Raw genomic sequence first — 2,442 nt, 5'->3', positions numbered from 1 at the left:
ATGATCAGATCACAGGACTTGGAAAAGGTTCAACTAATTTAGGCAACAACGCCGTTTGCCTTTGTACTTTCTGAGATTAAATCCCAAAAAATCAAAACCATCATTGATATGAGTTACGTGTGTTTTCTCTTCAGAAAGTGTTAAACCTCTTTCTTCTAGAAAGCTAATTAGCTGCGGTTTGATGTTGTTCACCAAAACTTCCTTTGAAGTCCCAGTTATTACAAAATCATCAGCGTATCCAATGAAGTTGACTCTATCGCCAGTTTTACGTGCTACCGACTTAACCAGATTTTCTAAACCTGCTAACGTCAACAGCATAAGCGTTGGGGAAATTATACCGCCTTGAGGCGTCCCCTCTGCTGTCTTGTAAAACAGTCCTTTATCGATAAAACCGCACTCAAGCCATTGCTTCAACATTCGTTTATCTGTTTGAATGTTATCGATTAGCCACTGATGACCAATTTTATCGAAACAAGCCTTAATGTCCCCCTCAAGAACCCATTGTGCTGAACGTTTAAGACCCAAGCATTTGAAGCATTGTTCGATTGCATCGGCTGTGCTTCTATTAGGTCGAAAACCATAGCTATTTAGGTCAGCAATGGTCTCAGAGATAGGCTCCAAGGCAAGTAGATAAAGCGCTTGTTGCGCTCGATCTATCATACACGGAATACCTAAAGGTCTGAGTTTGCCGTTTTTCTTGGGGATATAGATACGTCTGAGTGGTTTAGCTTTGTAGCCTTTCCGACTCAATTGATTAACCGCTGCCACACGACGAGCATCCGTATTCCAGATGATGCCGTCGATTCCTGGCGTTTTGCTGCCTTTATTTTGTGACACTCGTTTAACGGCAAGAAGTTTTGCCGCTTTCGAGTGAGTTAGTATCCACTGCAATGCTTTCGCCTTACTGCGTTTACCTTCTCGAGTTGCTTTTGCAATGCGTATTTGAAGCTTTAATACGTGTTGTTCGACGGCTTTCCAGTTAATGGATTGCCATCGAGTGCCGTTAGGAGAGGCACTAACTTCTTTTGAAGCTACCATTTGCATTTCTCCTTGAATAAAGTTCTTCAAATTATCTTGCAACGGGAGACCAGCTAGAAGTCAGCTCGCTTTCGCGCCAGATAACAACCTGTATCCGCATCATTACAACACGGCTTTCGCTTTTTCTAGCCTCCTTTACCTGCACCACTATCGGCTGTCTTTGCAGACCGCTTTCCCAAAGGGAGAAGTACAGGCTTACCCTGTTCCGTATGTCGGGCAACGTCGGGTTAGATGCCCACTATAATGCGGAGAGCGTCTTGATCACGAAAGAGCACTGTCCAATCTCTTTCCTACTCTCATGCCTTTTGGCCACAGCGTATTAACCACTTCCGCTGATCCACGTATAACGCATCTTAAATGGATTCACTTACGTTCATCATACCAACACCCTAGCACTCACCCAATTGTGGTTATCAGGAGGAACGTCCTCTCACGAATTCATTCCCGCTCAGCAAAGGCTGAACTTCGTTACATTGTCGGGTTCGCTGCTTTATTCAGAACCCTAGGGTCATCTGGTGATACAGATGGTTCACACTTGTTGCGGTGAACAGCACTTCATACGACTTCAGGTCGCACGGACAAAAGCGTGTCAGTGATTTTACTAATTTAGTAAACAATGAATTACTACAAGTATATAAAGTCGTTTAATCAACTTCCATGAGTGATGTCAATCTGAGTGATATGTCGGCCAAGCACAGCATTTTTGTGAATCGTTGTATTTTTATCACAGGTTTATCCAATACAGTCCCGCTTTAGACGTAAGAAGCTACGCTGCTATCAATTCATTAGGAGCAACATCTTATGACTATTAGATAAAACCGACATTAACGTTGAACTTTATGAAAACAATACATCAAGGTTTGAACTGGCAACTTAATAAATACGCTTTCATTATGTAATGATTTTACTTACAAAGTCATACTGTCATAGACAAAATATTCCGCAATAATACGTCAAATGGTATGAGTTAAAACTTATATGGCGGTTCGTATCATTGGTGTTAAGTTTGGCTACACCAATTACGCAAACTAAAAAAATAGTGCAGAAAAGCTTTCGATAACATTAGCTTCAATATTCCAGGGCTGTGTCTATTTTTGCATTGCGATTGGCCATCTTCGATAACATCAAGATGTGGCCTACACTAAAACTTCAGGGTAATCAGCACTCTTTCTTTAACGCTTACCGAACTAGTTGTCCAAATTTAAACAAGTGGACTCGATATGAGAGCAAGTGCGCCTAATGAGAGAGCACTCGTCAATGGAATGAACGTCAGTGTTGAATGCAAAGGCGATAAGATATTGGCCACCATTTTAGCTGATAAGTGATATACAAAATGTAGCTGGCTGAGAAGTATCCGCCCCATGAACCCACGGGGCGACTTGTCAGTGTTTGAAGTTCCAAGGC

The 2,442-nt window shown here is 42.1% G+C and carries 1 pseudogene; it reads right to left on the bottom strand.

Annotation, left to right across the window (positions count from 1 at the left end):
- Positions 1-54: 54 nt before the first annotated feature.
- Positions 55-1,038, bottom strand: a pseudogene (locus tag ACED46_RS21730) (reverse transcriptase domain-containing protein); the annotation flags it as partial.
- Positions 1,039-2,442 lie beyond the last annotated feature (1,404 nt).

The organism is Vibrio sp. 1S139, assembly GCF_041439475.1.
In the GTDB taxonomy this organism is placed as follows: domain Bacteria; phylum Pseudomonadota; class Gammaproteobacteria; order Enterobacterales; family Vibrionaceae; genus Vibrio; species Vibrio crassostreae_C.
This window is presented reverse-complemented; position numbering and strand designations above follow the sequence as displayed.